The organism is Anaerophaga thermohalophila str. Valhall, assembly GCF_000250735.1.
GTDB lineage: Bacteria > Bacteroidota > Bacteroidia > Bacteroidales > Marinilabiliaceae > Anaerophaga > Anaerophaga thermohalophila_A.
This window is the reverse complement of sequence record NZ_AHZV01000151.1, coordinates 1-4433: the sequence shown is the minus strand read 5'-3', so window position 1 is coordinate 4433 and position 4433 is coordinate 1. Positions and strand designations below refer to the sequence as shown.

Sequence of the window (4433 nt, the reverse complement as noted above, 5' to 3'; positions counted from 1 at the left end):
TGCTTTTTTGACCCGACTCATCACATAACAAGAGAAAACCGGCCAGATGAGAACCATTATTATCGACGATGAAAGAAATGCCCGTGACACCATCAGAAGCATGCTTGAAGCTCTTGCCGATGATGTGAATATTGTTGCAGAAGCCGATGGCGTAGCTAACCGGGAAAAAAGCCATTGAAAAGTATAATCCCGACTTCGTAGTGCTCGATATTCGTATGAAAGACGGTACCGGATTCGACATGCTCCGCAAACTCACCCACTACAATTTTGCACTGGTTTTTCTGACAGCACACGACGACCATGCCCTTGAAGCATTCCGTTTTTCTGCTGTCGATTACCTTCTTAAACCGGTCGACCCGGACGACCTTCAGAGAACTATTGAGAAAGTAAGAAAACAGCAAACCCCCACACGGGAGGTTTTAAATACTTTACTCGAGAATATGCAGAAATTTTCCGGAGCAGCCCGAAAAATTGTACTCAGAACAAGTGAAGCCATTCATTTCATCAACAGTGATGACATTATACACTGCGAAAGTGCCGACAATTACACACGCTTTTTCATCAGGGAACGTAAACCACTGATGATCTCACAATCCCTTAAAACTTTCGAGGAAATACTTGAGCCGCTGGGTTTTTTGCGTATCCATCAATCTCACCTGATCAATCTCAGACACATCTGTAAAGTCGACCGCAAAGGAGGATTCCGGATTGAGATGACCGACGGATCAATGATACCGGTAGCAGTGAGAAAGAAGGAGATGCTGCTTAACAGGCTGGCTGGATTGTAATTTGTCATTGTGCATGCCCATTACCGTAACAGGGATGCTTACCTGAGCGGGCATATCCCCCGGGGCCATTGATCTTGACACCAACGACGTGGAGTCAACCGAAACGTGGAACCGTCGATCTCCCAAAGAGCTTAAGGCTGTTTTCGAAGCTCATGGTATCACTGCTGATACTACGGTAATTATGTATGGAAAATTCATGTCGCCCGACAACAACGATCCTTTCCCCGGCAGTGCTGCAGGCGACATCGGAGCCATACGTTGTGCCTTTATCATGCTTTATGCCGGCGTAAAAGATGTGCGGGTGTTAAACGGCGGTTTTCAGTTGTGGGTAGATGCCGGCATATTGCTTTCTCTGTTACGTTCTTTGAAGTTTTTGCATGTATATAGTTTCTGTCCATAAAGTGCCATTTACTGCGTTACGCTCGTCCGAAAATTACTCATTTACGATGAGTAAACTCCGTATTTTCGGACTTCGCAAGCCTTGTAAATGACACTTTCTGAACAGAAACTCAAATTGTAAAAATTTTTTGCGAGTTGATAGACAAGCACTATATAGTTTGCGGTGTTGTCTTGAATTCAATAAAAAGAACATGAATCCAGGGTTCATCCCTTTCATTGAACCATCTTTCCCGGCAAATTAAATCTGAAAGTACTCCCCTGGCCGGGTTCCGACTCAAGCTTAACCCCGTCGCCCATCATGCTGGTCAGTTTTTTTACAATTGAAAGCCCCAGACCGGTCCCGCCGTATTGCCGCGAAATCCTGTCATCCCCCTGAATAAACTGCTCAAAAATAATCTCTTGTTTTTCCGGTTTTATGCCAATCCCGGTATCCGACACCATCAACTCTATTTTCCCCCCGGCAGTACCCGAAATACCAAAACGAATCTCCCCCTCCTCGGTAAATTTCAGTGCATTATCAAGCAAATTTATCATCACCTGATTTAATCGGTTTTCGTCACCTACCACCTCAATTTCTTCATCGGGTATGCATAGACGTAACCCTATATGACCTCTACCCGAATCTTTCATCTTCTTTCGGTATAATTGATAAAGCGAATTCAGGAAATGGTTCAGGTTAAACACTTCTTGCATCATTGCCGGTTGCTCCGACTCCAGCTTCGACAGCTCAAGTACATCATTAATGATCTGCAAAAGACCATTGGCACTACGGCGGATGATGAGCCCGTATTCTTCTCTCTGTTCCTTCGGCAAATCCGGATCACTGGTAAGCAACTCTGTAAACCCGAGTATTCCGTTCAACGGGGTACGTATCTCGTGACTCATGTTGGCCAGGAAGGCCGATTTCAGCCTTTGACTCACTTCTGCCTTGTCCCGCGCTTCTTTCAGGTCGCCGATCAGTTTTTTCTGAATGCTGATATCTTCTTTTATGAGGATGTAATTTGTAATATGCCCGGTTTCATCAACCATCGGAGAAATATAATTTTTCTCCCAGAATGTTTCGCCATTCTTTTTTTTGTTCAGGAATTCTCCCTGCCAGTCGGTATGCGCATTAAGACAACGTTGCATCTCTTCAAAAATAGTCTGGTCGAGATGATTGGCAACGTCAAAAATTCGTGGACGCAGCCCGACTATTTCCTCCATTCCGAAACCCGTCAGGCGGGTATAAACCGGATTCACATAAAAGATCAGTCCTTTTTCGTCGGTAATAATAATGGCAACCGGACTTTGCTCTACCGACTTGCTGAGTAATTTTAACCGGCTTTCGGTTTTTTCTTTTCGGTTACATCATGAACAATGCTGTGAAGATAATCCTTGCCTTTTATTGTTATTATACTGGAAAAAACCTCAACATCGCGAACTGAGCCGTCGGCCAGCCGGTGACGAAAATTGAAATGATTGCGCTCCTGCCTTCGGGCACGGTTCATTTCTTCTTTAATCTTCTCAGGTGTAAGGGTATTTATCCGGTCAATATTCATCGACCTTAGCTGCTCTACTGACCATCCGTAAAATTTTTCAGCAGCATGATTGACATTCACAATAGAACCGTCTTCGGGATCAATCAGTAACTTTATGGCCGAATGCTCCTCAAACAGCCTCCTGAACTGATCTTCGCTCTCCTTTAATGCCTGTTCCGACAACAATCGCCTTTCTGCCAAAGTCATGTGTCCGCCTATCAAGAGCGTAACCGATGTAAATAATACCAAAACCACCGGACCAATGCCGGTAATGATCTCGATCGATTGTGGCCACGGTATCAGCAACTGGCACAGCAACATCAAAATCTGCGCTGTAAAAGCAACAAAAAGCAACTCCCGCATTCCCGGCAAAACGTTACGGACAGACAGATGTTGCCGAACAGCAACCCCTAAAAGACAAACGGATGCAATGGTGGCAAGACCCGCCCACATGCCGGCACCACCAATCCAAACGCGGTAAATTGCAGCGATAACTCCCGAAATCACGGCAACCCAGCCTCCTCCGAATAGTCCTGCAAGTGGCAATACAATGGAGCGTCCGTCATAAAAAATTCCCTCACTATACTCCAAAGGAATATTCATGCCAATAACAGCAACCATACCAAACAAGAAACCCATCAGGATTTTTCCCGTCTTCCCCAAAAGGGCCCTGTATCTCACCAGAAATTCGTAAAATACAGACAGCACTATTAGTAGTGCAGCGTTAAGAATCAGATCGTGAAGCATACCCTAAATTATTACATTCTTATATTAAGGGTACTCAATTGTACCCCGTGGAACTGAGTACCGGAATTCCGGATTCCCGGGTTTTGGGTTCTGAGTCGGGCTCTGGTTGCTCAACTTTATCTCAGCCTTAGTCTTAATCTTCATGGGCTATTGAACAGATTCTTCGTCGTTTCTTCCTCAGGATGACACCTGGCTGCTTGTCATTCTGAAGGAAGTGAAGAATCTGATTGATCTTTGTATTATTGAGCCCGGTCTAAAAAGCATCTTTGTTGCCAAACTCTGTATTGTTTTAAATTTTTGTATCCTAATTAACAATAAGTTAACTCCGGTACAAAAATTTAAAACGCCTTGATTTTGACAAAAATATGCTTTTTATACCGCACTCATTATTTGTTTCACAGAGCTTCACGGAGTAGACACAGAGCAAAGAATAGTTTTTTCAGCTAACCTCTACCCCGGCACACGGTTTCGGATATTTTGATCATCCTACCTTTCTGCCCCATGCCCCACGCCCTCTACCCCATGCTCTCTGCTCTCTGCCCCATGCTCTCTGCCCCTTCCACTTTGCCTTTTATCGTTTTTTGAAACCTTTTTCACTCAATTTACGAAAAACAGAGACAGGCGCTTTTTTTCTATACGAGATTTTCACTGGTTCGTTTAAAAAAATTTAAACGCAGAGACGCGATCACGATGACGCAAAGCTTTTAATGAGAGAGTTGTGGATCAATTCACTTTCAACATCAAAAATAATTAGAGTCTGTCCATTAAGTACCATTTGCTGTGTTACGCTTGCCGCCAAAAACGGAGTTTACCTTAGTAAATGAGTAATTTTCGGACGAGCGTAACACAGTAAATGGCAGTTTATGGACGGAAACTAATTAGTGCGTGTCTATAAACTCGCAAAAAAATTTTTACAGTATGTGTGTCTGTTCTGAAAGTGCCAGTTGCAAGGCTTGCGAAGCCGCCAAAACCGGAGTTTACT

General features: G+C 44.0%; 5 protein-coding genes and 1 pseudogene. 3 read left to right on the top strand and 3 right to left on the bottom strand.

The genetic code is table 11. The features are described from left to right. The first annotated feature begins 46 nt into the window (after positions 1 to 46). The 3 genes from OQ5_RS24470 (at position 47) to OQ5_RS0108045 (ending at position 1188) form a co-directional block, all read left to right on the top strand. On the top strand, positions 47 to 178 hold the full coding sequence (locus tag OQ5_RS24470; protein WP_016776997.1) for a hypothetical protein: 132 nt from the start codon (positions 47 to 49) through the stop codon (positions 176 to 178). A gap of 22 nt (positions 179 to 200) precedes the next feature. Beyond that, on the top strand, positions 201 to 788 hold the full coding sequence (locus tag OQ5_RS20565) for a LytR/AlgR family response regulator transcription factor (RefSeq protein WP_141638864.1): 588 nt from the start codon (positions 201 to 203) through the stop codon (positions 786 to 788). Positions 789 to 876: 88 nt separating this feature from the next. Beyond that, entirely contained in the window at positions 877 to 1188 is a 312-nt protein-coding gene (locus OQ5_RS0108045; protein WP_016776995.1) for a hypothetical protein, read from the top strand. Positions 1189 to 1400: 212 nt separating this feature from the next. On the opposite strand, the gene OQ5_RS25280 is transcribed toward OQ5_RS0108045, so the two are convergent. The 3 genes and pseudogenes from OQ5_RS25280 to OQ5_RS20555 form a co-directional block, all read right to left on the bottom strand. Next, positions 1401 to 2135, bottom strand: a complete 735-nt coding sequence (locus OQ5_RS25280) for a sensor histidine kinase (RefSeq protein ID WP_369688189.1) — start codon at positions 2133 to 2135, stop codon at positions 1401 to 1403. Positions 2136 to 2165: 30 nt separating this feature from the next. Further along, positions 2166 to 2474 (bottom strand): annotated as a pseudogene (locus tag OQ5_RS25275) (PAS domain-containing protein); the annotation flags it as partial. A gap of 26 nt (positions 2475 to 2500) precedes the next feature. Continuing rightward, entirely contained in the window at positions 2501 to 3451 is a 951-nt protein-coding gene (locus tag OQ5_RS20555) for a LytS/YhcK type 5TM receptor domain-containing protein (protein WP_016776993.1), read from the bottom strand. Between the last annotated feature and the right edge of the window lie 982 nt (positions 3452 to 4433).

Coding starts and splice junctions, on each gene's coding strand:
- OQ5_RS20555 (WP_016776993.1), bottom strand. CDS start 3,451: ATGCTTCACGATCTGATTCTTAACGCTGCACTACTAATAGTGCTGTCT.
- OQ5_RS24470 (WP_016776997.1), top strand. CDS start 47: ATGAGAACCATTATTATCGACGATGAAAGAAATGCCCGTGACACCATC.